Below are 1,443 nucleotides of genomic sequence, written 5' to 3' on the forward strand. Positions count from 1 at the left end.
GAGTCTGGACCGTGTCTCAGTTCCAATGTGGCCGATCACCCTCTCAGGTCGGCTACGCATCGTTGCCTTGGTGGGCCGTTACCTCACCAACTAGCTAATGCGCCGCGGGTCCATCTCAAAGTGGAATTCTCTAAAAGAAAATTCCTTTGATGTTTCAATCATGCGATTAAAACATATTATGCGGTATTAATCTCCCTTTCGGGAGGCTATTCCCCTCTTTGAGGCAGGTTACCCACGTGTTACTCACCCGTCCGCCGCTAATTCACCCCGAAGGGTTTCATCGCTCGACTTGCATGTGTTAGGCACGCCGCCAGCGTTCGTCCTGAGCCAGGATCAAACTCTCAATTTAAAAGTTTACACTTTTTATTTGAAATGAATAATCTGCGACAACTGTTAAGTTGTTACGCAAGCTCATTACATACTTTTTAGTCTTACGACTAAAATTACTTTTTTATCTAAAGTAATTAACTGGTCTAGCAAAATGTTATTTCGCTATTTTACCTATTTCTCTGTTTAATTTTCAAAGACCAATTTGCTTTGTCATCATGTGACGACTTCTACTATAATACTAGGTTTTTCTTGTTTTGTCAACAACTTTTTAAAACTAATTTTCATTTGAAAACATATTAAATAGTAATTAACATTTAACTTACTGCGCCACTACTTCGTGACGACAAGGAGTATTGTATCACATAAATAATATCATAATTTCAGCTCACATATATTCTAGGTAAATTATCTTCATATTACTACATGTAGGTCTTAATAATTCAGTATTTCGCACTCTGATACGCATGGATAAGTATTTTCAATATTGATGTAAATCATGTAGCTTGCATCGATGATACCACACCCCTATCAAATAGCATAATCTTATTTATCCCGCATAATAGCATAGATTAAATGTTTCTTATAATCTCTATAATATAAGTTGATGTGATTTTGCTATCTCTGATAAGGCTTATGCCATTAGGTTCATAGTCAACAATATCTTTTATTATTACTAGGATATGGTCTTTTAGAAGTACGTTTGCAAGCAATATCTAGTATTTCAATTTGACTATATACTATTTTGAATATTATATTTCCAATAGACTGGTGTTCGATACATAAAAAAACTCAGAACTCGCAAAACGGCATATTAAATGCAAACTTACTAGAGAAAAAGTTTATAAATAGATCCATTTATAGAAATGAAATCCTTAAGATAATATTTATGAATATCAATGTAATACATAGAATTCTATTTAGGTAGTTTTATTCCTACATATTTACGCAAAATAAAAACCACTAAGTTAGACTTAGTGGTTTTTTGTTTACCTGGCGACGACCTACTCTCCCACAAAGTTACCCCTGCAGTACCATTGGCGCATTGAAGCTTAACCGACCTGTTCGGTATGGGAAGGGGTGTTACCTTCATGCCATAATCACCAGATTGAGAAA

2 rRNA genes are annotated in these 1,443 nt (G+C 35.2%); both read right to left on the bottom strand.

From position 1 onward, the window contains the following. Window positions 1-349, bottom strand: a 16S ribosomal RNA gene (locus tag Ctaglu_RS24650); the annotation flags it as partial. A 969-nt stretch (window positions 350-1,318) separates the two neighbouring features. Further along, window positions 1,319-1,435 (bottom strand): 5S ribosomal RNA (rrf, locus tag Ctaglu_RS24655). Window positions 1,436-1,443 lie beyond the last annotated feature (8 nt).

Origin of the sequence: Clostridium tagluense, assembly GCF_003865095.1 — a bacterium.
GTDB lineage: Bacteria > Bacillota > Clostridia > Clostridiales > Clostridiaceae > Clostridium_AD > Clostridium_AD tagluense.